The following is a 26,978-nucleotide window of genomic DNA, read 5'->3' as shown; positions in this document are numbered from 1 at the left end:
TTATGTATTATCCTTTAAAATTCAAACCTGTCTACAAAAAATATATCTGGGGAGGCCGGTACTTTCAGAAGCTGGGAAGGGAGCTGCCGGAAGGGTTAATTGCTGAAAGCTGGGAGGTATCCTGTCATAAAAATGGACTTAGCGTCATAGCCAATGGCGAATATGCAGGGAGAACACTCTCCGAGCTTATAAAAGCAGATCCAATCGGTGTTGCAGGAGCAAATTTTCCTTCAGGGTGCAGAGAAATACCTCTGTTGATAAAACTCATAGATGCCAATGATAAACTCTCCGTTCAGGTACATCCCGATGATATATATGCTGCAGTTTTTGAAAATGCCTTTGGAAAAAATGAAATGTGGTATATAATAGATGCAAAACCAAATGCTAGTCTGGTAGTCGGACTTAAAAAAAATACAACCAAAGAGGAATTTTTAAAAGCTGTTAAAGAAAACCGCATTGAAGACTGTCTGTTACAAGTTGGGGTTATGCCCGGAGATGTCATAAATATACCTGCGGGAACAGTTCATTCTATAGGTAAGGGTATAGTAATAGCGGAAATCCAGCAGACTTCAGACATCACTTACAGGCTGTTTGACTACAACAGAGTTGACACAAAAGGAGTCGGACGTCAGCTGCATTTGGATAAAGCACTTGATGTTATTAACTTTAAAGCCGAAAGCCGAAAGGTTAAATGCGATGGTGTAAAGCTTGAAATCAATAATACCTGCTTCAAAACAATATTTTTGGCAAACAGATATTTTGCATGTGAAAGATATGAATTAACTGGAGAGGTTACGGAAAAAAGCGATGGCAGCAAATTCTATATTTACATATTTGTAGAAGGAGATGGAGTCGTTGAAACAGAGAAAGAAAGTGTTAGAGTAAATGCCGGAGAAACAGTATTTCTGCCTGCAGCTTTGGGGGAATACACGATTTCCGGGAAATTAAAGGCTCTAAAAACTTATATACCTGACATAATAAGGGACATTGTTAACCCAATGAAAAATGCAGGCTGTACAAACAGCGAAATATTAAAGGTACTAAACACTTAGTTTAATAATAAAACATGGAGGAAAAAAATGATTGCAATAAACAATCTTACAAAAAGCTATAGTAAGTTCAAAGCGGTAGATGGAATTTCATTGACTGCAAAACCGGGTGAAATAACTATACTTCTGGGACCTAACGGCGCAGGAAAATCCACAACAATTAAGAGTATTGCCGGGCTTCTGAAATTCGAAGGTGAAATAACAATTTTGGGTTTCCCAAACAAAACAGTAGATGCAAAGAAGGTCTTCGGGTACATTCCCGAAACTCCTGCTTTGTACGATTTGCTCACTCCCATGGAACATGCAGAATTTATTGCCAAAGCTTACAAAATGGATAAGGATTGGGAGGACAAGATAAAAGTAATATTTGAAAGACTTGAGATATATGATAAAAAGGACAAATACGTTAGGGAGCTTTCAAAAGGTATGACGCAGAAGCTTAGTATTGCACTGGCTATGCTTATAGAGCCCAAAGCGGTACTTTTTGACGAGCCTTTGGTCGGTCTTGACCCCAAAGCAATAAATGAGGTTTTAAAAATATTCTGTGAGCTTAAAGAGCAGGGAAAGAGTATTCTGGTCAGCACTCATATAATTGATACTATAAATGATGTTTGGGACAGAGCATATATTATGAATAAAGGTAAAATAGTTTCACAAATTACGAAAGAGGAGCTTGACGGAAGGGATTTAAAAACAATATTCTTTGAACTCACCGGGGAGGAAGAAGAATGCAGGCAATAATGTATTTAATTAAAAAAACCTATTTAAATAAGATAAAACGTTCATTTAAAAGTATACCCTCTGCCATTCTGACAGTATTGGGTGTGGCAGGATTCATATTTATATTTATTGCTTCTTTCAGGATGAAAAAGTCTCCGCTGGAGAGTGCCTCTTCAGAAACAATTGTTGCGGCAATTGTACTATTCTTGGGAGTATTGCTTTACAATTCATTCCTTTCAAGAGATACGGGAATATTAACAATGGCCGACGCAAACTTCCTTTTTACAGGGCCCTTTGAAAAAAGGCAGGTACTGATGTATCTTTTGATTTCAGTGGCACCTGCTTCGCTGATGATAGGCTTTTTTATGTGTTTTTATCTTCCAATGCTAATGGGCCCGGCCTTGAGTTTTGGTAAGTATCTGATAACTCTTGTTGTTATAAGTTTATTTCTTGGAATCATATTTCTTTCGTATTATTATATTTATATAATTGATGCGGAGAATACAGGTTTTAAAAAGAAAGCAAAAAAGATTTTCTGGGCATTTTTAGGGGCACTTGCAGTTGCTTTTGCAGCTGTGCTGTTAAATAATGATTTTGAATTAAAGATTACGGTAAAAAGGTACTTTGAAAGCTCCTGGTATAACTGGGTACCGCTTTTTGGCTGGACAAAATGGGCTGTAAGTTCACTTCTGACAGGAAAGATATTGACCGGATTTATTCCGTCTGTATGTTTGCTGCTGGCTGTAAATGCTGTGCTTTGTATCATGCTGTACAATGTAAAAGTTGATTTCTATGAAAAAACTTTGGAGGACTCGGTTAGTCTCCAAAAAATAATGGATGATATAAAGACATCGGGTAAGGCAGATTCACATGCATTTTCAAAGCTGAAAAACAAGCCTGTCTCTGTTAAATTTAAAACAGGAGCTGGGGCGATATATTCCAAACAGATGCTGGAAAGTGGAAAACTTGGTATAATGTCCAGTAACAGGGAAATATTGCTCCAATTGTTTTACGTAGCCTTTGGTTTGATTTTTGGGTTTAAATTTAACTTTGTTATTGCAATGGTGGGTTTTGGAGCTTTGTCAATGTCTCTTAATGATTCATGGCACAGAGACTTTAAAAAACCCTATGTTTTTCTGATTCCGGAAAGCTCCTTCAAAAAACTAATCTATTCCGTGTTGCCGGGATTAATTAAAACAATGATAAGCGGCGGAATAGCTTTAGCTATTGCTGCTGTGGCATACAAACTAAGTCCTGCCGCCGGAATTAACTATATACTTGTATTTTTTAGTTTTGCCATACTTTTTGTTTTTGCAGAAATCTTTACATACAGGTTAATTGGATCAAACTCCAATGCGGTAGTAGTTACAATGCTCAGAATGCTGTTTGTAATTGTGGCATGTATACCTGCCATAGTAATATTAGTTGTAATAGCGATTATTTCAAACGGTATGCCCAATATTATAGAAACATCTTTATGTATGCTGGCTGTAAACGTTTTAATTTCCATACTGTTGGCATACCTTAGCAAGGGTATTTTTGAGCAGAGTGAACTTATGGATTAACATGTATTTTGTTTGACATGGAAAATTCTTTATTGTAAAATAGCTATGGCTTGTTATTTGTTGAAAATTTAATTAGACCCATCAAGGGCTAGTAGATACATACCCTTATGGGTCTATTATTATGTAATAGGGATAGAAATTATAACAAGTCATGACTTGGACATGATAATTGATATACGGAAATTCTTAAAAAAAATTAAGAAATAATACATTCAATACTTTACAGAATATATTTATTACTTATAATGGTAATAGAATGTTCACTCAGACAGTAGCATGTGAGGATGGTAATCAAAGGATTTGTTGGGAGGTTATATGCGGATTGCAGTTATAGATGGTCAGGGCGGAGGGATAGGCAAACTCATGATTGAAAAGCTCCGGGCTTCATTTGGCAATGAAATTGAACTGCTTGCCCTGGGAACAAATGCACTAGCCGCATCACTAATGCTCAAGGCTGGTGCAAATGAGGGAGCCTCCGGTGAAAATGCAATTTCATTTAATGCATCGAAAGTGGATATAATAATCGGGACAATAGGAATTGTATGTGCAAATTCCATGCTGGGCGAGCTCACACCTGTAATGGCAGCGTCTATTGCACAGAGCCAGGCAGTAAAGATATTAATTCCTTTAAACAGATGCAACATTCTGGTAACCGGGACTTGTGATGAGCCTCTTCCACATCATTTGGACGATGCAATAGCTATGGTTGGTAACGTAATAAGGAGTGATAAAAATGTGCGAGGCTAATGTATATCTTTTAGATAAGAACGGCAAGGAGACTCTTGTTCTCGACTCTGTGGACAAGGTGATTCCTGATAAAGATGAAATAATATTAGAAAATATTTACAACGAAAGAAAAACAGTACGAGCAAGAATAAAAGAAATGGAACTGGTTGAACATAGAATTATTTTAGAAAGTATTGATTAATATTATAAAAAACAATTTTAATATATGGGATAGTGATAATATTGTATTTAATTTGTTATAAAACTTTTTGTTTTTGCGGAGGTTTGGTTATGGATAAGGCTCCAAAACTCTCCCTTTATTTTTATAACAAAGCTCTTAATATTTATTTTAGAAGGCGTTTGGAAGTTGACTTTATAGATTTATTGCTGAATATTGCGGTGACTCTTGACTCCTTGGGAAAACAGCAGGATGCGGTTGAAACATACAGGAAGGTTTTGGAAATTAATCCTTGCGAAGCCAGAGCACATTACGGTCTGGCAATAATATATGATGACAGAAAGGAATTTGACAAAGCCATTGAAATGTACCAAAAGGCTATTGAGATAAATCCTGACTACACGAAAGCATATTTTTTTCTTGCCAATTCATGCGATGAGGGTGGTAGAAAAGAAGAAGCAGCTGAGTACTATGAAAAGGCGGCGGAGCTTGAGCCGTACCATTTCTGGGCATATAACAATCTTGCTGCCGTTTACGAAGAAATGGGGAAATATGATAAAGCTCTGATTGCTATAAGAAAAGGTTTAAGACTGGAACCTAATCATTTTAAAGCACTTTTTAATGCAGGGGTAATTATGAACAGGCTTGGTTACACTCAGAAGGCTGTGGAATACTATAATACCTCTATAGAAAAGAACCCCAGATATCCTTATAGCTATCTGAATCTTTCTCTGATATTTATGGAGGAACATGACGTAAGCAAAGCCATAGAGGTTATTTCAAACGGGATAGTATATAACTCTGATGCGTCTTTTCTGTACTACAACAGGGCATGTTTTTACGTTCATACGGGCAATCTGAGCATGGCCTTGAACGACTTAATCACCGCAACAGATTTAAGCAGTGAGCTGGAAGAATACATGAAGACCGATAATGAAATAGATCCTTTAAGAGAAATGGAATTGTATAAAAAAAGATTCGCATATGTATAGAACTATGAGGCACATAAAAAGAGGCACATAAAAAAACCTAACGATTGTTAGGCTTTTTTTATGTATTTTTAATATGCAAATATTTACAGTAAATATCAAGATATTACAATGAAAATCAATAATTTACAACAAAGTTCAATATTTTACAACAAAAATGTTTACAAATTAAAATATATATGGTAAATTAGTATTAAGATGTTGATAACAATAGTTGATACATAAATTGATTAAACTAATAGCAGATACATACGTTGAAATAATTATTGATATATTAGTAACTACATACGCTGGATATTCGAAGATTATATACGAACCTAATTAAATGCTGTAAATGTAATAAGTTTCTTTAACATCTGATTTATTATTTGGCAAAAATCCCGGAGGACATATTCCACCGGGATTTTTGTTGTTAAAGCTCTATTTAATTTTTAAAACAATACTATTTAGTTCAGGTACAAGTTTTTTCAGATTCGATAAATCATTATCATCCAGAATAGCCAACTTTTCAACAAATAAATCTTTGGCTTTCTGTTCGATGGTGTGTAATAATTTACATGCCTTTTCAGTTAATTTAACCATTATTACCCTTCTGTCATTAGGATCATCATATCTGTCAGCATAACCTTCGGCAATAAGCTTGTCAATAATCGGTGTCATATTAGGCCTTGAAATTATCAAGTCATTGGCCAACTGTGATACAGGACAGGGGCCAAGCTTCGACAGCCTGAACAGTACTTTGGTATGGGACGGCGGAATTGGCAGTCCTTTGAACATAGTTGACGGATTAAATATTCTGCCGCTTAAATGAAGTACAAGCAAAAACAAATCATCAGATATACTATTAATTTCTTCTTCGGGTAACATTCCATTGACTCCTTTTAAATAAATGAACTACCATATATTCCCAAAACAGACATAAAATAAATATCAGAGTATATTTATTTGTTACACAGTAGTATCATTGATTTATTAATTATATTTTTATTATAAACGATTCAGTGTAATAATACAATCAAATTGTTATTGACATATAATAGTTATATAAATATAATTAAAAAATGAACTAATAACACACCAAATTAGTAAAGTAAATTGGATATGGTCTTGAATATAAATTTGTTCTTCGGCAAGACTTTACCCTACTGCAGAAAGGAGTAATACATGGGGAAACTAATGAGACATTTGAAACCTCATATAATATCAATTATCGGAATAGTATTATTTTTACTTGTTCAGGCATATTGTGATTTATCGCTGCCGGACTATATGTCTGATATTGTTAATGTAGGTATTCAACAGGGAGGTATAAAGAATGCCGTACCTGACGTAATAAGAAAAACTGAGATGGACAAAATAACTTTTTTTATGAATGATAAAGATAAAAAAACTGTTTTGGACAATTATACTTTAATTGAAAAAGGTAAAGCATCTCAGGACGATTTGGATAAGTATTCAAAAAGGTATCCTGAAATCAAAAATAACGATGTATACAAGTTGAATACAAGCGACATTGAGGTTATTGACAAGGTAAATGCTGCAGTCGGAAAGCCGATGTTATTTGTAGGAGCTATTGAAGGTGTTAAAATGTCCGAGAATTCATCGGAAAACAAAAGCAATAATACCGGTGACAAGGAACTGGAGAAATTATTTGCCAGTGTTCCTCCCGGAACTGACCCCTTTACTGTTCTGACCAAGCTGCCTAAAGAGCAGTTACAGGGCATAATGAAGAATGTAAATGACAAATTTAGTGACATGCCGGACAGTATAATCACACAGGGAGCAGTTAAATATGTTCAGGCTGAGTACAAGGAGCTTGGAAGGAATACGGGAAATCTTCAGTCCAATTATATACTGATAGCCGGCTTAAAGATGCTTCTGATATCACTTATCAGTATGTGTGCTACTGTTACAGTTGGTCTGATGGCAGCAAGAGTTTCAGCAGGTGTTGGCAGAAGCATGAGAAAGAACGTATTTGAGAATGTTGTAGGCTTCTCAAATGCCGAATTTGATAAATTCTCTACATCTTCACTTATTACCAGAAGTACCAACGATATACAGCAGGTGCAGATTTTCCTTGTAATGTTTTTGAGATTGGTATTCTATGCACCTATATTAGGTATAGGCGGTGTATTAAAGGTATTACAGACAGATACTTCAATGACATGGGTTATCGGTGTTGCCGTATTGGCCATAATGGTTCTGGTGGGTGTTTTGTTCGCCGTAGCAATGCCGAAATTCAGAAGTATGCAGAAGCTGGTTGACAGACTCAACCTCGTAACACGTGAATCACTGACAGGTATGCTTGTAATAAGAGCATTCGGTACCCAGAAGACAGAAGAAGAAAAGTTTGAGCAGGCAAACACTAATTTCACAAGAACAAATCTTTTTGTAGGAAGAATTATGTCAGCTATGTTTCCTGCAATGATGCTTTTAATGAATGGAGTTATGATATTAGTTGTATGGGTTGGTGCACACCAAGTTGACTTAGGGAATATGCAGGTTGGTAATATGATGGCATTTATACAATATGCTATGCAGATTATTATGGCCTTCCTTATGATTTCAATGGTTTCCATAATTCTGCCACGTGCATCAGTTTCAATAATACGTATAGGTGAAGTTATTGATACAAAAGGTTCTATAAAAGACCCTGATGTATCCAAAGATTTTGTGAGTGGAATGAAGGGTACTGTAGAATTTAAAAATGTTTCATTCAAATACCCGGGTGCAGAGGATGATGTTATATCAAATGTAAACTTTACAGCAAAGCCCGGTGAGACTACTGCATTTATAGGAAGTACAGGAAGCGGAAAATCAACTCTTATTAATCTGATACCAAGGTTTTATGATGTTACCGGAGGAAAGATTCTTATTAACGGGATTGATATAAGAGATATTTCTCAACATGATTTAAGGAACAAAATAGGATACGTACCGCAAAAAGGAATTTTATTCTCAGGTACAATTGAAAGCAATCTTAAATACGGTAATGAGTCAGCAGGTGAAGAAGATATAAGAACTGCTGCTGATATAGCACAGGCTATGGACTTTATCGGTGAAAAGGAAGATGGCTTTAAGACAGAAATATCACAAGGTGGTACCAACGTATCCGGCGGACAAAAGCAAAGGCTTTCCATAGCCCGTGCTTTGGTTAAAAAACCTGAAATATTTATATTTGACGATAGTTTTTCGGCATTGGACTTTAAAACAGATGCGGCATTAAGAAGAGCGCTCAAAGAAAAGACAGAGGGTGCAACAGTGCTTGTTGTAGCACAAAGAATAAGCACAGTAATGTCTGCTGACCAGATACTTGTGCTGGATGAAGGTCAGGTTGTGGGTATGGGAACTCATAGGGAGCTAATGGAGACCTGCGATGTTTATAAACAGATTGCCTTATCTCAGTTATCAAAGGAGGAATTGGCATGAGTGGAAATTCAGTAAAGCGTGAAAGAGGCGGAAGACGAGGCCCTATGGGCGGTGGCGGCCCAATGGGTATGAAGGCGGAAAAGGCCAAGGACTTTAAAGGTACAATGAAAAAGTTGCTTGGCTATATGAAGCCCTACAGAGTGTCTATGATAGTAGTACTTATATTTGCTGTAGCCAGTGCCGCATTTTCGATTGCAGGACCTAAAATATTGGGAAAAGCGGTTACAAAGATTTATCTCGGTTTGATGGATAAAGTCAGTGGTGCGGGTAATGGCATTGACTTTGGGTATATAGGAAAGACTTTATTATTTCTTGTAGGTTTGTATTTCATAAGTGCCATATTCTCATTTGTACAGGGTTATGTAATGACAGGAGTAGCACAGAAGGTTTCATACAATATGAGAAAGGATCTTTCTCAGAAAATAAATCGTATGCCGTTGAAGTTCTTTGATAAGGTTACACATGGAGAGGTTTTATCAAGGGTTACAAATGATATTGATACCGTCAGTCAGACTTTGAACCAGAGCTTATCACAGATGTTTTCTTCATTTACGGTGCTTATCGGTGTATTGATAATGATGCTGTCAATAAGCTGGCTTATGACATTGGCTGCGGTGCTTATAATACCTCTGTCAATAATATTAATATCACTGATAGTTAAGAAGTCACAGAAGTACTTTAAATCCCAGCAGGAATATCTGGGGCATGTTAACGGCCATGTTGAAGAAATATTCAGCGGACACAACATAATGAAAGCCTTTAACGGTGAAGAAAAAGCCGTTGAACAGTTTGACAGTCTTAACAATACACTGTTTAAGTCAGCATGGAAATCACAGTTTCTTTCCGGAATGATGTTCCCCATAATGGGCTTCATAGGTAATATCGGATATGTTTTAGTAACTATGCTTGGCGGATGGCTGACAATCAAGAATAAAATTGAGGTTGGAGATATAGTTTCATTTATACAATATGTTCGTACCTTCCAACAGCCTATAGGACAGGCGGCACAGATTGCTAATGTACTTCAGTCTACAGCGGCAGCAGCAGAAAGAGTTTTTGCTTTCCTTGAAGAAGAGGAAGAACCAAAAGATGTTGAAGAGCCTGCTGATACAGGTATGGTTAAGGGCGGAGTTGAATTTAAGAATGTTCACTTTGGGTACAATCCTGAGAAAATCATTATTAATGACTTCTCAGCCAAGATAAAACCGGGTCAGAGAGTTGCCATAGTTGGACCTACCGGAGCCGGTAAGACTACAATGGTTAAGCTGCTAATGCGTTTTTATGATATAAACAGCGGTGACATATTCATTGATGGTACTAATATCAATGATTTCAAGCGAAATGATTTACGTGATTTGTTTGGAATGGTGCTTCAGGACACATGGTTGTTTAATGGAAGTATAATGGAAAATATACGTTACGGAAGACTGGATGCAACTGATGAAGAGGTTAAGGAAGCTGCAAAGGCTGCCCATGCCCACCATTTCATTAAGACTCTTCCAGAAGGTTACAACATGGTTTTGAATGAAGAGGCCAGTAATGTATCACAAGGTCAGAAACAGCTCCTTACAATAGCCAGAGCTATTTTGTCAGACCCTAAGATTCTGATACTGGATGAAGCAACAAGTTCAGTTGATACACGTACCGAAGTACTGATACAAAAGGCCATGGAAAACCTCATGAAAGACAGAACAAGCTTTATTATTGCTCACAGACTGTCTACAATCAGAGATGCAGATTTAATTCTGGTTATGAAAGACGGAGACATAGTAGAGCAGGGAAATCATGAGGAACTCCTTGCAGCAGGCGGTTTCTATGCTTCACTGTACAACAGTCAGTTTGAAACTTCGGAAGCATCTTAAAACAGATAAACTAAACAAAAACCTTCCTTTTAGCCCAAAAGCAAAAAGGAAGGTTTTTTAGGTGTAGAGATACAATTATTTAATTTTTCTGCATTCCAGATAGAAACGTTTTTCTTCTGCTTCTCCCATGGAGAAGGTTTTCCTTGGCAGTGCGCCATCTAAAATAACAGTTTTGAAAAGGTCTGTCTTATTCATTGAAGGCAAATAAATACCCATGTTTCCCGGTTGTGAGCCTAGTTTTGTTACAACATCCTCACCGTGGATATAGTCAATTTTTACTTGCGGGTGTTCTTTCATGTAATAATCCAGAAAAGCCTGAAGTGTACCTACTTCCAGATTGCTGACGGGATTATCAATGAGCATTTCTCCTGAACCCTCTGAGGTTATGTATTTAAATGCATGAGGTTTTGAGGCCCCGCTGTCTGAATTGTTTTTGTAATAAGCAGAAAATTCAGTTAAAAGATTTTTTGCATCTACATTAAACAGTACCCTGTGAATAGGCTCAAATACCAGACCTTCATCGTGTACGTTTACAAGCTCCACTAAAGCATATCTTGCAGGATGGTTTTGCTGTTCTTCGTGTGAAAGACCTGCTTTAACATTTTCCCAGTGGCCTTTTGCTGAGGCGAGAGAATGATTACCGTCACCTACTGCAAAAAGAAGTACATCTTTTTGGTTACTCAAATCATATTTTTTGCGGAAGCTTTCCAAGTTCGCAAGTTGTGACAGTGCTTCTGCAACTGAGGAAATATCTTCTTCGTCAGACACTCGATAGCCTTTTATATGTCCTCCGTCCATCATAAGCTCAAAGTCATACAATTTTTCCAGTTTATCAGCTTTTTGAGCCAGAGGTTCAATAACCTTTCTGTCGGGGTCGTCTATAAGAACCATAATATGAGGGAGCTCTATAGGAGCATTCTGACGAATTTTTATACGTGGAGGAAGTCTGTCTATGACTGTACCCTCAGTGGCTCTTATAAAGGTGCATGAACCCTTTGTATAGTTATAACATTCAAGGTCTAGTGCAACCATAAGCCCTTTTCTGGACGGAGCATGGGTAGTTTTTCTGTCTACAAGGATAAAACAGTCCTCCAGCTCTTTTAATGTACCGGATTGTATATAGTTATCCATGTTATTGTTAATTGTATTTATTCTGGTAGTACTGTCACCATCCTCCAAATATACCTCAGGAAAGATTATATTGTAGGTGGAGGGATTACCCTTTGTGATATCCGCCACATTTTCCCAGTAACCACGTTGGGATGTGTATTGGTCACATGCAACAACCGCCCATTTTTCAAGCTGGCATTTTGAATCAGGAAGCATAATTTTAGGAATTATTAAACCTAACTCGGATAGTATTTTTTTGTAATTATTCATTATATACCTCACAATTTAGCGAATTAAAGTATTCATGTAAATTCTACATTAATTGCACTTTTTAGTCAATTTAACACACCAATTTCCATAATAAATTTTGCCTTTATTATTATTTAATTTCTTTGAATGATTTAAAAAATATAACAAATAATAATGTGTGTAAAAATTAATAAATAACAGACCAATTAAAGTGCAGGTGAGCAGAATGTTGAGTATGTACAGCCATGTTTTAGGACTGCCTGTAATAAGTGCAAGCAATGGATTGAAAATAGGAAATCTGAAGGATGTTGTGTTTTCCAAAGAAAACAAAGGTGTAGTCGCTTTTGTAATGGAAAAGGGAGGTAATCCTGTAAAAGGTAACGTGGTAATGCTGCATGACGTTCTGAGTCTGGGTAATGATGCATTGATAGTAAGTAATCCGGACTGTCTGCTCAATTACAGAAAGTTTAAGAAATCCTTTGAAAAAAGAGAAAAAATTGAGCTTCGTGGATTGAAAATATATACCCGGCAGGGAGAGGATATAGGAGTTGTTCAAGATATCCTTTTTGACTACAGAACAGGAAAAGTTGAAGGAGTGCAGGTTTCCGACGGTCTTGTTCAGGACATCCTCAGAGGAAGAAGTATTCTACCTTTTATCGGTAAGGTTGAAATAAGCAATAGTAATATTTTAATTGAAAACGGTGCAGTTGAAGAGATGGTAAGTACAGGCGGAGGCTTAAAAGGCCGGCTTGGGCAAAATACTTTAATGTAAAACAGGAGGAGTGAGTTATGTTGAGAAATTTTACAAAAGGCTTGGTAATCGGAGGATTAATTGGTGCATCTGTCAGTGTTTTAACAAATCCTGAGGTAATTGATCCCAGAATGAGAAGAAAAATGATGAAGTCAGGAAGAAAAATTTTACATCGTTCAAACAATGTGTTTGGTGAAATGATTCAGCTGTTCAGATGAACAAGATGTTAAAAAACAGGTAGCTTAGGCAAGGGGTCTGCTGTATAAATCTGATTGCAGCAGACCCAAATACCATAAATGGGGTGTACTTATGACTAACACAAGAAAAATCATATTTTACATAATATTAATACTATTAGTGAGTGGTACAGCAGTATTTGTCTATTTCTATATTGATAAAATAATAAAGATTCTGTTTCCGTTTTTTATAGCAGCCTTGATTGCGTACATTATATATCCTATGGTTATAAGGTTTGAGCGTAAAGGCGTAAAAAGAAGTGTTTCTATAATAATGATTTATGTATTTATTGCTCTGACTCTGATTTTCTTTGGTATTTACATTATGCCGGAGGTCTTAAGTAATGCAAAGGAGCTTTTTAAGACCTTACCAAATATAACGAACAGTTATCAGGAATATTTTAACAACTGCATATCTCGTATTAAGGCAAGCAAATGGCCCCCGGAAGTAAAAAATCTGATTTTCAATGAAATTAACTATGGCTCAGGGTTTTTGCAGATTTATGCGGGAAGGATAATGAAGAAAACGCTATCCGTACTTGCTTCTTCAATAGTAATCATTCTGAACATAGTACTGTCTATGATAATTGCATACTACTTTTTAAAGGATGCTGAAACTTTAAAAAATTCCACTCTCATGCTTGTTCCAAAGAAAATGAGAAATGATTTCATAAATACAGGCAGAGAACTGAATGCTATAGCGACTCACTTTATACAGGGACAGCTTACCACAGCACTTATTGTTGGCAGTATGGAAACTATCGGGTTGTATCTTGCGGGAATAAAATATCCTTTTGTCCTTGGACTGCTGGGGGGCGTGGCAAATATGATTCCGTATTTCGGCCCTTTTCTGGGGGCTATACCGGCAGTTGCGGTGGCTTTACTTCAATCGCCCTATAAAGCTGCTTTAGCGGCACTTGTTTTTATAGTAGTACAGCAAATTGATAATGCATTCATTTCTCCTAAAATTATTGAAGGAAAACTGGGGTTGCATCCTGTGACAACAATAATTGCAGTACTGGTGGGAGGAGAATTCTTCGGTATTATAGGAATGTTAATAGGAGTGCCTGTTGCAGCAATGCTGAAAGTTATTTTTAAAAAGGCAATAGATTTGATAGTATAGAATATATTGCTTTAAAACAAAAGTTTATTTATTATATAAATAAAAAGAGTGTTGAAACGGAGAAGATATGAAGCTTAATAGAAAGACCAAATTAACTGTAATTGTAGTAATAGCCGGAGTATTGATTTTATATGGTATACTCGACAGGATTTTTTCCTTTAATTTGAACCCGAAAACAGTAAATAATGTAGGTATGGTTCTTATGATAGTGGCTTTTGCCCTGCTTTTCAGTGACAACAAAAGAAATAACCGTTCTTCAACTGATGAAACAACGGATGTGACAACAGATGAACAGGACAAGGAAAATCACACTTGACAGTAATGCTCATATTATATATCATAAATTTAATAAGCTTTTGTTAAGAAATGATATGGAATAAAGGCTGTGAACAAGAGGAGTATACAGTTTTGTTGATACCCAAAGAGAGAAGCGGTTGGTGAAAAGCTTCGGATCGGGACTGTAGAAGGTAGCTTGGGAGCTCTGCACCGAAATAACAGTAGGCTGCAGCGGAGTTGCGAACGTTAACTCGTCAGAGATCATCAATAGATTTATAGGAATTTGACCTGTAACATTTATTCGTGAATTTTGGTGGTACCGCGAAATAGACTTCGTCCAAATATTGGATGGAGTTTTTTTATTATAATCAGAAAGGAGAAAAGACATGAAGCCAATTGAAATATTGTCTCTGGTCTTAATGGCTATTGGATTTATAACTGTTTATATGGCAAAAACAATAGTGAGGAAGTTTGATTTGGCAAAAAAACAGACTTGTGAGCATGAAACAGAAATGACTGTTGAGGAAGTAGAGGAATACAAGTTTACCAAGGCTGTTTTTAATATAAAAATGTTAGGATTTCTTGTGGCAACACCGGGAATTGCTTTATTAATTATTTTCAGATAGCTTTTATTTAAGAATAAACAGGAGGTTGTTTTTATGGATGAACAGCAAAACATAGCTAAGCAATACGATCCGGGACAGGTTGAGGATAGGCTATATAAAAAATGGATGGATGAAGGTTACTTCCACGCAGTACCTGACAAGAACAAAAAACCCTTTACAATTGTGATTCCCCCACCAAACATAACGGGTCAGCTTCATATGGGCCATGCTCTGGATAATACCCTACAGGACATTCTCATAAGGACAAAGAGAATGCAGGGTTACAGTGCTTTGTGGCTTCCGGGAACTGACCATGCAAGTATTGCGACAGAAGCAAAAATTGTTGATGCGCTGGCAAAAGATGGTATATCAAAGGATATGCTGGGCCGTGAGAAATTTCTTGAAAAGGCATGGGAATGGAGAAAGATTTACGGTGGCAGGATAGTTGAGCAGCTCAAAAAACTTGGCAGCTCCTGTGACTGGGAACGTGAACGTTTTACAATGGACGAGGGACTTTCCAAGGCGGTTCAGGAAGTTTTCCTGAAGCTTTATGACAAAGGCCTTATATACAAGGGTGAAAGAATTACAAACTGGTGTCCTAAGTGTAATACTTCCATATCTGATATAGAGGTTGAGTATGAGGAACAGGCAGGTAACTTCTGGCATATCAAGTATCCTGTAAAGGATTCTGATGAATTTGTGATAATTGCCACTACCCGTCCCGAAACACTTTTAGGCGATACTGCTGTTGCGGTAAATCCGGAAGATGAGAGATATACACACCTGATAGGAAAAACCTTGATGCTGCCTTTGGTAAACAAGGAGATTCCTGTAATAGCAGACTCCTACGTTGACAAGGAATTTGGAACAGGTTGCGTTAAAATAACACCTGCACATGACCCAAATGACTATGAAGTTGGGCTTCGTCACAATCTTCCTCAGATAAGGATAATGGACGACAATGCCATAATGAATGATAACGCCGGTCAATACAAGGGTATGGACAGATACCAAGCCAGAAAGAAAATGGTAGAGGACCTTGAGAAACTGGGACTTCTGGTAAAGATTGAACCCCATACACATAATGTTGGTACTTGTCAGAGATGCAGGACGGTTGTTGAGCCTCTTATTTCAAAACAATGGTATGTTCGCATGAAGCCGTTGGCTGAACCGGCAATAGATGTTGTAAGGGACGGAACAACTAAATTTGTACCCGAGAGATTTTCTAAAATATACTTTAACTGGATGGAAAATATTCAGGATTGGTGTATTTCAAGACAGCTTTGGTGGGGACACAGAATACCTGCATACTATTGTCAGGAATGCGGGCATATGATGGTTCAGGGAACTGCTCCCGACACCTGTTCTAAATGTGGAAGCAAGAGAATTGAGCAGGACCAGGATACACTGGATACATGGTTCAGCTCTGCACTTTGGCCTTTCTCAACCTTGGGCTGGCCTGATAAAACAGAGGATTTGGAATATTTTTATCCTACCGATGTACTGGTAACAGGCTATGATATTATATTCTTCTGGGTTGCAAGAATGATATTCTCAGGTATGGAACATATGAAGCAGGAGCCTTTCAAGTATGTATTCATACATGGTATTGTGAGGGATTCACAGGGCAGAAAGATGAGTAAATCCCTTGGCAATGGAATAGACCCGCTGGAAGTGATTGCTCAGTACGGTACAGATGCACTGAGATTTGCCCTTACAATCGGAAACTCACCGGGAAATGACTTGAGATACTCACCTGAAAAGGTTGAAGCAGCAAGAAACTTTGCAAACAAGGTATGGAATGCTTCAAGATTCGTTCTGATGAATTTTGACGAAGACCTTGATTTCAGCAAGGTAGACAAAAAGAAGTTTTCTATTGCGGATAAATGGATAATGAGCAGAATAAATACCGTAACTAAAGAGGTTACTGAAAATATAGAGAAGTTTGAGCTTGGTCTCGGTTTGCAGAAAGTATATGACTTTATATGGGAAGAGTTCTGCGATTGGTATATCGAGATGGTTAAGCCAAAACTGTATGACAGAGAAAGCGAAGGAAGACTGGAAGCACAGTATGTTCTTAACTTTGTTCTTGGAAACGCTATGAAGCTGCTGCACCCGTATATGCCTTTCGTAACAGAGGAAATCTATACTCATCTGATAAATGACGGCAACAGCATAATGATTTCCCAATGGCCGGAGTATAGCCAAGAACTGAACTTTGCTGACGATGAAGCAAAAATGACAATTATCATGGATGCCATCAGAAGCGTAAGAAATACCCGTGCCGAAATGAATGTTCCGCCTTCAAGAAAAGCAAAGATTATATTTGTTGCAGCAGGCGAAGCAGAAAAAGCTACTCTGACAGAAGGAACTTCTTTCTTCCAGAGACTTGCAAGTGCCTCTGACGTAACAGTACAACTGACTAAGGAAGGAATTCCTTCTGATGCTGTAGGAACAGTTGTTCACGGTGCAGAAATATTCATTCCTCTTGATGAGCTTATAGACATTGAGAAAGAAATTGAGAGACTGGAAAAGGAAAAGAAAAACCTTGAAGGAGAACTAAAAAGAGTAATAGGAAAGCTGAGCAATGAAGGCTTTGTTGCAAAAGCACCACAGAAGGTAATTGAAGAAGAAAAGGCAAAACAGGCAAAATATCAGGATATGTATGACAAGGTAGTTGAAAGACTTGAAAGCTTGAAAAAGTAAAAAATTAATACTCCTATTCACTTAGGTAACAGTTTTATAATAAACCAATATACTGTTAATAGCCTAAACAAGTGATAGGAGTATTTTTATGCCACAAAACATTAGATACAACAATATGCACTCATACCGTAACCTTGTAGCAGGAGTGGATACAAGAATACCTTTGGACAATGGTTCATACACGACGGGAATTAATTTTGACAATGCAGCTACCACGCCTCCGTTTCTGTCTGTAATTAATGAGGTTGACAGCTTTATACCCTGGTATTCCTCCGTACACAGGGGCAAGGGGTATAAGTCTGTTGTATCAACGAATTTATATGAAGAGGGACGCAATACTATAAAGGATTTTGTGAAGGCAGACCGTGACAATGACACTGTAGTGTATACAAAAAATACTACAGAAGCAATAAATATACTGGCGTGCATACTCAGTCAGCAGAAAAACGGAAGGGATGTAGTGCTGTCCACATGGATGGAACATGCTGCAAACGACTTGCCATGGCGGGATAAATTTACCGTTGACTATATCGAGACAGATGACTATGGAAGACTGTCCATGAATAATCTGGAGGATAAGCTGAAAAAGTATAAGGATAAGGTTAGGCTTGTTACAGTCACCGGTGCGTCTAATGTTACCGGATACTTAAATGATATTAATACGATAGCTGAGCTGGCACACAGGCATGGGGCGGAAATACACGTAGATGGTGCCCAACTGGTACCACATTTGCCGGTGGAAATGAAACCTTATAGAACTGCTTCTTACATAGACTATATGTCATTTTCAGCTCATAAAATGTATGCTCCTTATGGCAGCGGTGCTTTGATAGGCCCTAAATCCGCCTTTGAGAAAGGCTTGCCTTATTGTCAGGGAGGGAGCGCAATTTCTCTGGTTACACATAATAAAATATGGTGGGAGGAGCCTCCTCATAAGGATGAGGCAGGTACACCAAACCTCTTGGGAATAGCAGCAATGCTATCAGCTATCAAAGCATTGACTTCATTGGGGATGGACAATATATTCAATCATGAAGCAGCACTGCTGCAATATGCATATGAAAAGATGAAAAGTATTCCGGGAATTACCTTTTATAGTCACCCTGAAATTCAGGAAACCATTGGTGTTATACCTTTTAATGTTGAGGGTGTACATCATTCCCTTATGTCTGCTATTTTATCGTATGAAGCAGGAATAGCTGTAAGAAACGGTTTTTTCTGTGCCCATCCTTATTGCGAGCGGTTACTGGGGTATTCGGCGCAGGATATGGAAGATATGATGAAAGACCCCAATAGTATATTCCCCGGAATTGTGAGGGCTAGTTTTGGTATATATAACGGGTTTTACGAAATAGACAGATTTATTGCCTGTCTTAATCAGATAGTTCTAAATAAAAAATATTATGTTGATAAGTATGGCAACGCCAGAGGCAGATACTATATCAAAAACGAAGTTTGAATATACAAAAAAAAACATAAATATGATACACTAAATAAAACCATAGTATTACCCCGTTGTGGGAAAGAAGTATCGGTTGTGGTAAAAATGGAAAAAATAATAAAAATACATTTAGGTGATAAAAAATGAATTATGGATTTGTTAGAGTTGCAGCTATCGTGCCGGAATTGAAAGTAGCAAATTGTGATTTTAATGCCGGGGAAATAATTAAGGCAGTCAGAACAGCTGAAAACGAGGGGGCACAGTTTGTTGTATTCCCTGAACTGGCTGTTACATCCTATACTTGCGGAGATTTGTTCTTACAAACTACACTGCAAAAAAGGGCATTAAGTTCTCTAGAGGTAATAATTTCTGAAACGGCTCATATGGAATGTGTTATAATAGTAGGTATGCCGTTGACTTTGGACAGCAGACTGTACAACTGTGCTGTAGTTATTAAAAACGGAAGTATTCTGGGGGTTGTGCCAAAGTGTTATATACCTAATTACAGCGAGTTTTATGAAGCGAGATGGTTTTCCTCAGGGCTGGACAAACCTGCGGAAACGGTAAATATACTCGGAAAGACTGTACCATTTGGTATTGACCTGTTATTTGAAGCTGCAAACATGGAAGGCCTTTGTTTTGGAATAGAAATATGCGAAGACCTGTGGGTTCCGATACCACCTAGCAGTAATCAGGCTCTCAATGGTGCAACGCTGTTGTTTAATTTGTCCGCAAGCAATGATATTGTTGGAAAGCATGAATATAGGGAAGAACTTATTAAAATGCAGTCGGCAAAATGTGCTGCTGCTTATGTATATGCATCATCAGGGCCTAATGAATCAACTACTGATTTGGTTTTCGGGGGACATTCACTTATTAGTGAATACGGCTCGGTGCTTGCCCGGACAGAGAGGTTTTCTTTTGATGAAAAAATGATTATTTCGGATATAGACATACAGCGGCTTGTTAATGAGAGATTTAAAAACTCTGCTTTCAAGCACAACACTAATGATATGGTTTTCAGAAAAGTATTATTTTGTGTAGCAGAGCATAAAACAGGTAAACTCCAGAGGTGGATAGATCCTCATCCTTTTGTGCCGTCAGACCCAAATGCAAGAAACAAGAGGTGTGAAGAGATATTTAATATCCAGACCTCTGGACTTGGTAAAAGACTCAAGCACACCGGTCTGAACAAATGTGTCATAGGAATTTCAGGAGGCCTTGATTCTACTCTGGCACTGTTGGTTATTGTTAAAACCTATGATAGGCTTGGGCTGGACAGGAAGAATATTCATGCAGTTACAATGCCCGGATTCGGAACTTCATCCAATACTCTGGGTAACTCACTTGAACTAATGAGGCTGATGAATGTCACAACCCACCGTATAGATATAAAGGAAGCGTGTTTAAAACATTTTGAGGATATAGGGCATGATCCTTTAAAATATGACGTCACCTATGAAAATGTTCAAGCCAGAGAAAGAACCCAGATATTAATGGATATGGCAAACAAAATTGGTGGACTGGTTATCGGAACAGGTGATTTATCCGAGCTTGCATTAGGTTGGGCAACTTATAATGGGGACCATATGTCAATGTATGCGGTTAACTCCGGAGTCCCAAAGACTTTGGTAAAATATCTGGTGCAATGGTGTGCAGACTACTTGTTCAACAATGACATCAGAAATGTACTGTTAAGTGTTCTGGACACTCCAATAAGTCCCGAACTTCTTCCAACGGACAAGGAAGGCTGTATACAGCAAAAGACTGAGGATATTGTAGGTCCATATGAGCTTCATGATTTTTACCTCTACCATTTGGTAAGATACGGAGCTGAACCTGATAAGATTTATAAACTTGCGGAGCAGGCTTTCTCGGGCAAATATGAAAATGCTACTATAAAAAAATGGCTTGAAACCTTTTTAAGGAGGTTCTTTAGTCAGCAGTTCAAGCGCTCATGTCTGCCGGACGGACCAAAGGTGGGGTCAATTAGTCTCTCTCCCAGAGGTGATTGGCGAATGCCAAGTGATGCTGATGTGGAAATATGGTTGAATAAGTTAAAAAATGTATGAGTTTTAGGAGGTTATTATGCAAAAGAAATGGGTTAAAACGGTTGCTTTGATACTTGCAATTATAATGCTGCTTACCACATTGGGGATGGCAGGATATTCAATTATTACTGCAGGTTAGCAGTGTTATAAAAATAGCTTTATAAATCCATAAAAATTAGTCAATTTTACCCATTTTACGAATGCGGTAAATATAATAAAATTATTATGTGACTTTGTGTTTTTCTGTAAAAGTATGTATCTTACAAGGGTGTGAATTTTTTGCTGGATGCTGTTGCTGTTAGTTTTAAAAGCATATTGGATTTTTTATCGGTATATGTACCATTTACCCAGCCATTGGAAATACTGCGCTCACTAGTTGACGTAAGTATTGTTTCGTATCTGACTTATAAGCTGATTCAGCTTGTAAAGGAGACAAGAGCGTGGCAGCTGGTAAAGGGTATTGTTGTAATTCTCGTTGTAGCAATGCTCAGTGACTGGCTTAAATTACGTACACTAGCTTATATACTGAACAAAACTATAGAGCTTGCGGGATTTGCACTGGTAGTTGTATTCCAGCCTGAGTTAAGGCGTGGACTTGAGCAGATTGGAAGAAGCAACTTTAAAGGCTTTTTCAGTTTTGATGAAAAGGATATCACTATACATACGACTTTTACAATAGAAGAAATAGTAAAAGCGTGTACGGAGATGTCAAGGACAAAAACCGGAGCGCTTATTGTAGTTGAACGTGAGACAAAGCTAGGTGAAATCATAAATACGGGAACACGGCTTGATTCAAGTGTCAGTGCTGAGCTGATTATGAATATATTTACACCGAATACGCCGCTGCACGACGGAGCTTTGATTTTAAGGAATAATAAACTTAAATCAGCGGCGTGTTTTCTTCCTCTTACCGATAACCCAAACCTGAGCAAGGAGCTGGGCACCAGACACAGAGCTGCGCTGGGTATTACGGAAGTATCGGACTGCATAGCGGTAGTTGTATCGGAAGAAACGGGAAAAATATCTTATGCCTTAAACGGCGGTTTGAGCAGAAATCTTACGCCTGATATTTTACGAAAGGCGTTAAATAAAAATTTACTTGAAAAGAAGTCTGTAAACAAGAAGCTGGCACTTTGGAAGGGGAAATCAAAGTGAAAGAATTCCTGAAGAAGGATCTAACATTAAAAATATTTTCAATAGTATTTGCTATATCTCTGTGGTTTGCAATTAACCCTGTACAGACTCAACATTATACTGTTCCATTAAATATAATAAATGAGGAGAGTCTTAAATCACAAGGACTTGTTCTGAACAGTAAAAACTTCAACAAATACGTTGTAGTGGATGTCAGGGATAAGGGAGATGTTCTTAATAATATAAAGGACAGTGAGTTTGAAGTAACACTTGACTTGTCAAAAGTTAAAAGTGTAGATGACAAGGTTATTGCATTGGAACCACCTGTTTACTTGGGCAGGGAAAGAGTTAACCCTAAAAATATAGAGCTAAAGCAAAAAACCATCACACTTGATTTGGCACGTATTGAGGAGAATCCTTTTATAGTTCAGGTGGAAACTCAGGGCAAACTTCCTGCAGGTTACGAAATAATTTCAAAAACTGCACGGCCAAATACAGTATCAATTCAGGACGTGGATACTGTTATAGCCTCGGTTGGCTCTGTAAAGGCCTTTGTTGACGTAACCGGACTTGACAGAAATCTGGAAATCCGGAAGGAATGTAAGGTGTACGACAAAAAAGGCGTGGAGATGCCGGGATTAAGCAAGAAGCTTAACGTTGACATAAAGATAGAGATAGGTAAAAGAGTACCTGTTATACCTATTACACAAGGTATTCCTGCGGAAAACTTCCTTGAAGGCGAATATTCAGTAAAACCTAACAGCATACTAGTTACGGGTGAACCGGATATTATGGATAAAGTTAATGAGGTTAAGACTGTTCCGATAAATATTGATAAAGCAGATAAAACTTTAAATACTCAGGTTTTATTGCAGATACCAAATGGACTCAAGCTTGTGAGTTCTACCCGTGAAGTTAGTGTTGAGGTAAAGATTATTCCATTGGATGTAAAGACTTATAAATTTGAGCCAAGGGATATGACTCTGGAAGGCACCATAAATGACAATACACTTGCTTATGAGATAAAAGAGCCTGTGTCGGTTTCTTTAAAAGGGAAAAAGGAAGATATGGCTAATGTAACGGTGAACAGCCTTTCGGCAAAGGTTGATGTAAACGGGCTTAAAGAAGGAGAACACCGTATTCCCATAAAGATTACGCTTCCGCCCAACATTACACAATCAGGTGAGACGAAAGTACTTGTAAAAATATCAAAAGTACCGGAAGAAGAAAATCAGAATTTGCAGGATGCAAGGTGAAAACATGAAAATTATAATATCAAATCTGGTAACGACACTTGATGGAGGCCAAAAGGAACTTGAACATCAGGTGCTTCAAAAGCTTAGGATAAACAGCGATTTAGTTAAAAATATAAAAATAGTTAAACAATCAACAGATGCCAGGAAAAAACCTGGCATACGTTTTGTCTACTCGGTTTCATGTGAGCTAAAGGATAGTATTAAAATACCTGCCGATAAGGACATTCGAATCCTTGAAGAATTGCCCAAGGAAGAATTACTTCCGGGAAATAAACAAATGCAGGGAAGACCTCTGGTAGTAGGCTTTGGCCCTGCGGGTATTTTCTGCGCACTTGTTCTGGCTCAGAACGGATATAGGCCCATTGTAATTGAAAGAGGCGGGAATGTCATTGAACGTACTCAAAAGGTGTCTGTTTACTGGAACGGGGGAAACCTTGACACCGAAACAAATGTACAGTTCGGTGAAGGTGGAGCGGGTACGTTCTCCGATGGCAAGCTCACAACGAGAATAAATGATGCAAGGTGCGAAAAGGTTCTAAATGAATTTCACAAGTTTGGTGCACCTGACGAAATATTATACAAAGCAAAACCTCATATTGGGACTGATATTCTGAAGAATATTATAGTACAAATGAGAAGGGAAATTGAACATCTTGGGGGAACAGTTCTTTTTAACACAAAGATGGTAGATGTTAAGACTCTGGATGGAGAAATTTGCGGGGTTCATACCAATACAAACTCTTTGATTGACACAAATGCAGTAGTACTGGCTCTTGGACATAGTGCAAGGGATACCTTTGAAATGCTGTATAGAAGGGGAATTACCTTTGTTCAGAAGCCATTTTCAATTGGGGTGAGAATAGAACATCCTCAGGAGGTTATAGACACTGCACAATATGGTGATGCAGCAGGACATCCCACTCTGGGGCCGGCAGATTACCAACTTTTCTGCAAATTTTTGGAGCGTACGGCGTATTCCTTCTGTATGTGTCCCGGGGGAGTGGTTGTGGCCTCGGCCTCTGAGACAGACACCATTGTCACTAATGGTATGAGTGAATTTAAACGCGACAAGGATAATGCCAACAGTGCATTAGTAGTTTCCGTAGGACCCGGAGATTTTGAAGGTCAGCACCCTCTTGCAGGAATCGAGTTTCAGAGAAAGTGGGAAAGACTTGCTTTTGAAACAGGAGGAAGAAATAATAGCGCTCCCGTACAAAGGCTTGAGGATTTTCTGGAAGGAAGGACAGGGGGACTTGGTAGTGTAAAGCCCAGCTATACAGGAGAAACCAAATGTGCTGATATTAATAATTGCCTGCCGAAATATGTGACGGACAGTATAAAACAGTCAATAAGCTATTTCGACAGAAGGTTAAAAGGGTTTGGTATGAAGGATGCATTGCTTACAGGTGTTGAGACAAGAACCTCATCTCCCGTGAGAATACCAAGAAACGATATGCTTGAATGTGTTGATTTGCAGGGACTTTACCCGGCAGGCGAGGGAGCAGGGTATGCGGGTGGAATAGTTAGTGCCGCTGTGGATGGAATACGGATAGCAGAACAAATTATTAAAACTTATGCAATTCCGAAATAGAACTATTAATAACATATTAAAAAATGATATATTATATATTGAAAGTTAAATTCGAAATAAATGGAACTTGGAGGATAAAATGGGAAGATTATTTGGAACTGACGGGGTCAGAGGTGTTGCAAATCTTGAGTTGACTCCAAAACTTGCATATCAGCTTGGTCAGGCAGGTGCTTACGTACTTACGGGAGAAACCAAGCATACACCTAAGATACTTGTTGGTATGGATACAAGAATATCAGGGGATATGCTGGAAGCTGCTCTGATTTCGGGAATTTGCTCTGTAGGGGCGCAGGTTGTCAGCCTTGGAGTAATTCCAACTCCTGCAATAGCGTACCTTACAAGACAATATGATGCCGATGCCGGTGTTGTTATTTCAGCTTCACATAACCCTTTTGAATATAACGGTATAAAGTTTTTCAATTCAAACGGGTATAAGCTGCCTGATGCTATTGAAGACAAGATTGAAGAAATAATACAAAATGACGGTGAAGATTTGCCTAAGCCTGTTGGTCAGAATATTGGCTTTAAATGCTATCAGGAAAATGCACTCGAAGATTACGTAAACTTTGTAAAGGGAACTATTTCAGGTGACCTTGAAGGAATAAAGGTAGCAATTGACTGTGCAAACGGGGCATCCTTTCAAGCGGCTCCTATGGCGCTGTTTGATTTAAAAGCAGAAGTGAGTGTTATAAATAATGAACCAGACGGAACAAATATAAACAGCGGGTGCGGTTCTACACATATGCAGCAGCTTCAGGCGTATGTAAAGGAGATAAAGGCTGACATAGGTCTTGCTTTTGACGGAGATGCTGACAGAGTTCTTGCTGTTGATGAAAACGGTAATATTGTAGACGGCGACCAGATAATGGCTATTATAGGCCTATACCTGAAAGATAAAGGGGTGCTGGCTCAAAATACAGTTGTAGCAACAGTTATGAGCAATATGGGACTTGATATTATGGCTAAAAATAACGGACTTAATATTGAGAAGACAAAGGTTGGAGACAGATATGTTCTGGAAGAAATGCTCAATAAAGGATACATGCTTGGCGGTGAGCAGTCCGGACATATTATTTTCCTAGACCACAATACTACCGGAGACGGTCTTTTAACTGCCGTTCAGCTGATGAAGGTTTTAAAGGATTCCGGCAAAAAGCTTTCAGAGCTTGCCAGCGTAATGCAGATATTGCCACAGATATTAATAAATGCAAAAGTAACCAATGAAAAGAAGTACAAATATCTGGATGACGAAGTAATTAAGAAAATGTGCAAGGAGCTAGAGGACGAGTTCAAGGGAGAAGGAAGAGTTCTTATAAGACCTTCAGGTACCGAGCCTTTGGTTAGGGTAATGATTGAAGGCAAGAACAAGGACATTATTACCAGACGTGCAAAGGAACTCGTAAGGGTTATTGAAGGAAGGTTGTCATAAAGTTACACATAATAGGAGGAGTGGAAAGAGATTTTTCCGCCCTTCTATTTTTTTGTTTTTAGTGTCAAATGTCCTTAGTATATATATCCCACAAAAGTTAAAAAACTGTGAATAGTGTTGACAATTTTATAGTATATATAATATATTGTAATATAGATGTAAATAGCTTCAAGAAATAACTGGATAATAGGGAGGTGGGAAAAAAGGCAGGATTAATATGAATTAAAAAGGCGCCAGGGCAGATTTTTATAAGTCTGTTGACGAGGAGAAGGAAGCGATACACAAAACAACGTGTGTCGTATCGAAAGATTCGGCGGATACCTTCCGGCTGTTACGGTCGAGAGAGACAAAACAAAGCTTGCAGGCGACTGCAAAAACAAAATGGTCTCATGTAACTGATCCTGTATATATCTCATAAAATTCATTATATAAAAATTTAATATTGTTTTTTAGTAATTTGGAAGGGTTTTTTAGTTTTGCCCTTTTTTACACTGATGCGTTA

The 26,978-nt window shown here is 38.0% G+C and carries 23 protein-coding genes and 1 other annotated feature; of the genes, 21 read left to right on the top strand and 2 right to left on the bottom strand.

What is annotated here, in order from left to right:
- Window positions 1–2: 2 nt before the first annotated feature.
- The 6 genes from P0092_RS16565 (at window position 3) to P0092_RS16540 (ending at window position 5,230) form a co-directional block, all read left to right on the top strand.
- Window positions 3–1,052, top strand: a complete 1,050-nt coding sequence (locus P0092_RS16565) for a type I phosphomannose isomerase catalytic subunit (RefSeq protein WP_004616271.1) — start codon at window positions 3–5, stop codon at window positions 1,050–1,052.
- 27 nt (window positions 1,053–1,079) lie between these two features.
- Window positions 1,080–1,790, top strand: coding sequence for an ABC transporter ATP-binding protein (locus P0092_RS16560; protein WP_004616273.1), 711 nt, complete (start codon window positions 1,080–1,082; stop codon window positions 1,788–1,790).
- On the top strand, window positions 1,778–3,334 hold the full coding sequence (locus P0092_RS16555) for a putative ABC exporter domain-containing protein (protein WP_004616276.1): 1,557 nt from the start codon (window positions 1,778–1,780) through the stop codon (window positions 3,332–3,334). The genes P0092_RS16560 and P0092_RS16555 overlap by 13 nt, the downstream gene beginning before the upstream one ends.
- Before the next feature lie 315 nt (window positions 3,335–3,649).
- Window positions 3,650–4,081 carry a DUF3842 family protein gene (locus P0092_RS16550; RefSeq protein WP_004616279.1) on the top strand — a complete coding sequence of 144 codons (432 nt, stop codon included), beginning with the start codon at window positions 3,650–3,652 and terminating at the stop codon, window positions 4,079–4,081.
- A complete protein-coding gene (locus P0092_RS16545) occupies window positions 4,068–4,262 on the top strand; it encodes a CooT family nickel-binding protein (protein WP_004616281.1) in 195 nt (64 codons plus the stop codon). Before P0092_RS16550 ends, P0092_RS16545 begins: the two co-directional genes overlap by 14 nt.
- 89 nt (window positions 4,263–4,351) lie before the next feature.
- Window positions 4,352–5,230 (top strand): tetratricopeptide repeat protein, encoded by an 879-nt coding sequence (locus P0092_RS16540; RefSeq protein WP_004616283.1) that lies wholly within the window; start codon window positions 4,352–4,354, stop codon window positions 5,228–5,230.
- Between the two features lie 417 nt (window positions 5,231–5,647).
- Here P0092_RS16540 and P0092_RS16535 read toward each other — a convergent pair whose 3' ends face one another.
- Window positions 5,648–6,094, bottom strand: a complete 447-nt coding sequence (locus tag P0092_RS16535; RefSeq protein WP_004616285.1) for a MarR family winged helix-turn-helix transcriptional regulator — start codon at window positions 6,092–6,094, stop codon at window positions 5,648–5,650.
- A gap of 297 nt (window positions 6,095–6,391) precedes the next feature.
- Between P0092_RS16535 and P0092_RS16530 the strand changes: the two genes are divergently transcribed.
- Together P0092_RS16530 and P0092_RS16525 are read left to right on the top strand one after the other, a co-directional pair.
- Window positions 6,392–8,656 (top strand): ABC transporter ATP-binding protein, encoded by a 2,265-nt coding sequence (locus P0092_RS16530; protein WP_004616286.1) that lies wholly within the window; start codon window positions 6,392–6,394, stop codon window positions 8,654–8,656.
- On the top strand, window positions 8,653–10,518 hold the full coding sequence (locus P0092_RS16525) for an ABC transporter ATP-binding protein (RefSeq protein WP_004616288.1): 1,866 nt from the start codon (window positions 8,653–8,655) through the stop codon (window positions 10,516–10,518). The genes P0092_RS16530 and P0092_RS16525 overlap by 4 nt, the downstream gene beginning before the upstream one ends.
- 75 nt (window positions 10,519–10,593) lie before the next feature.
- Here the strand turns inward: P0092_RS16525 and P0092_RS16520 are convergent, their stop codons facing one another.
- Complete coding sequence (locus P0092_RS16520; RefSeq protein WP_004616290.1) at window positions 10,594–11,898, bottom strand: DUF1015 domain-containing protein; 1,305 nt, start codon at window positions 11,896–11,898, stop codon at window positions 10,594–10,596.
- 205 nt (window positions 11,899–12,103) lie between these two features.
- On the opposite strand from P0092_RS16520, the gene P0092_RS16515 reads away from it, so the two are divergent.
- The 13 genes from P0092_RS16515 (at window position 12,104) to glmM (ending at window position 26,476) form a co-directional block, all read left to right on the top strand.
- On the top strand, window positions 12,104–12,649 hold the full coding sequence (locus tag P0092_RS16515) for a PRC-barrel domain-containing protein (protein ID WP_004616292.1): 546 nt from the start codon (window positions 12,104–12,106) through the stop codon (window positions 12,647–12,649).
- 17 nt (window positions 12,650–12,666) lie between these two features.
- Window positions 12,667–12,846 carry a YtxH domain-containing protein gene (locus tag P0092_RS16510; protein ID WP_004616294.1) on the top strand — a complete coding sequence of 60 codons (180 nt, stop codon included), beginning with the start codon at window positions 12,667–12,669 and terminating at the stop codon, window positions 12,844–12,846.
- Window positions 12,847–12,937: 91 nt separating this feature from the next.
- On the top strand, window positions 12,938–13,987 hold the full coding sequence (locus P0092_RS16505; protein WP_004616295.1) for an AI-2E family transporter: 1,050 nt from the start codon (window positions 12,938–12,940) through the stop codon (window positions 13,985–13,987).
- A gap of 67 nt (window positions 13,988–14,054) precedes the next feature.
- A complete protein-coding gene (locus tag P0092_RS16500; protein WP_004616297.1) occupies window positions 14,055–14,303 on the top strand; it encodes a hypothetical protein in 249 nt (82 codons plus the stop codon).
- Between the two features lie 60 nt (window positions 14,304–14,363).
- Window positions 14,364–14,607: a binding site (T-box leader), on the top strand.
- A 42-nt stretch (window positions 14,608–14,649) separates the two neighbouring features.
- Window positions 14,650–14,889, top strand: a complete 240-nt coding sequence (locus P0092_RS16495) for a hypothetical protein (RefSeq protein WP_004616299.1) — start codon at window positions 14,650–14,652, stop codon at window positions 14,887–14,889.
- A gap of 33 nt (window positions 14,890–14,922) precedes the next feature.
- Window positions 14,923–17,574, top strand: coding sequence for a valine--tRNA ligase (locus P0092_RS16490; RefSeq protein WP_004616301.1), 2,652 nt, complete (start codon window positions 14,923–14,925; stop codon window positions 17,572–17,574).
- An 88-nt stretch (window positions 17,575–17,662) separates the two neighbouring features.
- Window positions 17,663–19,033: an aminotransferase class V-fold PLP-dependent enzyme gene (locus tag P0092_RS16485; protein WP_004616303.1), complete on the top strand. Its 1,371-nt coding sequence runs from the start codon at window positions 17,663–17,665 to the stop codon at window positions 19,031–19,033.
- Window positions 19,034–19,158: 125 nt separating this feature from the next.
- Entirely contained in the window at window positions 19,159–21,087 is a 1,929-nt protein-coding gene (locus tag P0092_RS16480) for an NAD(+) synthase (protein ID WP_004616305.1), read from the top strand.
- 16 nt (window positions 21,088–21,103) lie between these two features.
- Window positions 21,104–21,205, top strand: a complete 102-nt coding sequence (locus P0092_RS16475) for a hypothetical protein (protein ID WP_004616308.1) — start codon at window positions 21,104–21,106, stop codon at window positions 21,203–21,205.
- A 140-nt stretch (window positions 21,206–21,345) separates the two neighbouring features.
- Complete coding sequence (gene cdaA, locus P0092_RS16470; protein WP_004616310.1) at window positions 21,346–22,221, top strand: diadenylate cyclase CdaA; 876 nt, start codon at window positions 21,346–21,348, stop codon at window positions 22,219–22,221.
- Window positions 22,218–23,456, top strand: coding sequence for a CdaR family protein (locus P0092_RS16465; protein ID WP_004616311.1), 1,239 nt, complete (start codon window positions 22,218–22,220; stop codon window positions 23,454–23,456). Before cdaA ends, P0092_RS16465 begins: the two co-directional genes overlap by 4 nt.
- A 4-nt stretch (window positions 23,457–23,460) precedes the next feature.
- Window positions 23,461–25,047 (top strand): NAD(P)/FAD-dependent oxidoreductase, encoded by a 1,587-nt coding sequence (locus tag P0092_RS16460; RefSeq protein ID WP_004616313.1) that lies wholly within the window; start codon window positions 23,461–23,463, stop codon window positions 25,045–25,047.
- Between the two features lie 79 nt (window positions 25,048–25,126).
- On the top strand, window positions 25,127–26,476 hold the full coding sequence (gene glmM / locus P0092_RS16455; RefSeq protein ID WP_004616315.1) for a phosphoglucosamine mutase: 1,350 nt from the start codon (window positions 25,127–25,129) through the stop codon (window positions 26,474–26,476).
- The last annotated feature ends 502 nt before the right edge of the window (window positions 26,477–26,978 follow it).

It is taken from the genome of Ruminiclostridium papyrosolvens DSM 2782 (assembly GCF_029318685.1).
Taxonomy (GTDB): Bacteria; Bacillota; Clostridia; order Acetivibrionales; family DSM-1351; genus Ruminiclostridium; species Ruminiclostridium papyrosolvens.
Note: the sequence above shows the minus strand (reverse complement) of the source record. Positions and strands in the feature narration are given on the sequence as shown.

Bases quoted from the DNA above. Each gene is read 5' to 3' on its own strand.
- P0092_RS16530 (WP_004616286.1), top strand. From the start codon at position 6,392: ATGGGGAAACTAATGAGACATTTGAAACCTCATATAATATCAATTATC.
- P0092_RS16460 (WP_004616313.1), top strand. From the start codon at position 23,461: ATGAAAATTATAATATCAAATCTGGTAACGACACTTGATGGAGGCCAA.
- P0092_RS16480 (WP_004616305.1), top strand. From the start codon at position 19,159: ATGAATTATGGATTTGTTAGAGTTGCAGCTATCGTGCCGGAATTGAAA.
- P0092_RS16540 (WP_004616283.1), top strand. From the start codon at position 4,352: ATGGATAAGGCTCCAAAACTCTCCCTTTATTTTTATAACAAAGCTCTT.
- P0092_RS16500 (WP_004616297.1), top strand. From the start codon at position 14,055: ATGAAGCTTAATAGAAAGACCAAATTAACTGTAATTGTAGTAATAGCC.
- P0092_RS16510 (WP_004616294.1), top strand. From the start codon at position 12,667: ATGTTGAGAAATTTTACAAAAGGCTTGGTAATCGGAGGATTAATTGGT.
- P0092_RS16475 (WP_004616308.1), top strand. From the start codon at position 21,104: ATGCAAAAGAAATGGGTTAAAACGGTTGCTTTGATACTTGCAATTATA.
- P0092_RS16505 (WP_004616295.1), top strand. From the start codon at position 12,938: ATGACTAACACAAGAAAAATCATATTTTACATAATATTAATACTATTA.
- P0092_RS16555 (WP_004616276.1), top strand. From the start codon at position 1,778: ATGCAGGCAATAATGTATTTAATTAAAAAAACCTATTTAAATAAGATA.
- P0092_RS16485 (WP_004616303.1), top strand. From the start codon at position 17,663: ATGCCACAAAACATTAGATACAACAATATGCACTCATACCGTAACCTT.
- P0092_RS16545 (WP_004616281.1), top strand. From the start codon at position 4,068: ATGTGCGAGGCTAATGTATATCTTTTAGATAAGAACGGCAAGGAGACT.
- P0092_RS16560 (WP_004616273.1), top strand. From the start codon at position 1,080: ATGATTGCAATAAACAATCTTACAAAAAGCTATAGTAAGTTCAAAGCG.
- P0092_RS16520 (WP_004616290.1), bottom strand. From the start codon at position 11,898: ATGAATAATTACAAAAAAATACTATCCGAGTTAGGTTTAATAATTCCT.
- P0092_RS16515 (WP_004616292.1), top strand. From the start codon at position 12,104: ATGTTGAGTATGTACAGCCATGTTTTAGGACTGCCTGTAATAAGTGCA.
- P0092_RS16550 (WP_004616279.1), top strand. From the start codon at position 3,650: ATGCGGATTGCAGTTATAGATGGTCAGGGCGGAGGGATAGGCAAACTC.
- P0092_RS16495 (WP_004616299.1), top strand. From the start codon at position 14,650: ATGAAGCCAATTGAAATATTGTCTCTGGTCTTAATGGCTATTGGATTT.
- P0092_RS16490 (WP_004616301.1), top strand. From the start codon at position 14,923: ATGGATGAACAGCAAAACATAGCTAAGCAATACGATCCGGGACAGGTT.
- glmM (WP_004616315.1), top strand. From the start codon at position 25,127: ATGGGAAGATTATTTGGAACTGACGGGGTCAGAGGTGTTGCAAATCTT.
- P0092_RS16525 (WP_004616288.1), top strand. From the start codon at position 8,653: ATGAGTGGAAATTCAGTAAAGCGTGAAAGAGGCGGAAGACGAGGCCCT.
- P0092_RS16535 (WP_004616285.1), bottom strand. From the start codon at position 6,094: ATGTTACCCGAAGAAGAAATTAATAGTATATCTGATGATTTGTTTTTG.
- P0092_RS16565 (WP_004616271.1), top strand. From the start codon at position 3: ATGTATTATCCTTTAAAATTCAAACCTGTCTACAAAAAATATATCTGG.